The sequence below is a fragment of the Priestia sp. SIMBA_032 genome (assembly GCF_046535215.1).
GTDB lineage: Bacteria > Bacillota > Bacilli > Bacillales > Bacillaceae_H > Priestia > Priestia aryabhattai.
Map to the genome: position 1 here is coordinate 1 of NZ_JAWRXD010000831.1, position 265 is coordinate 265.

Genomic DNA, 265 nt, shown 5'->3' on the forward strand with positions numbered 1-265 from the left:
GCGTGATCCGGAACATCACGGCATCCACAATTCGATGTGCGCATGCCGGCTCCTCCGCCGACCACACGCCGCCACCAGCGAAATACGCGCCCTGAATAAGGTTCATATTGAAAGCGAACCTCACCTTGAATTGCGTTCCTGCGCGAGCGTCCGGCACATACGAGCCCTCTTCGGGATAACGCTGGCCGGTAATCTCCGCTCCCTGGATGTTGCGGATATGGCTACCAAAGAACACGCCGGCAAAGTCCCGCGTGAACACACCCTG

1 protein-coding gene is annotated in these 265 nt (G+C 58.9%); it reads right to left on the reverse strand.

Features of this window, described 5'->3' with window-relative positions; all coding sequences use genetic code 11:
- On the reverse strand, nt 1–265 hold a 265-nt coding region (locus SB717_RS36665), incomplete at both ends, for a Wzt carbohydrate-binding domain-containing protein (protein ID WP_410907982.1).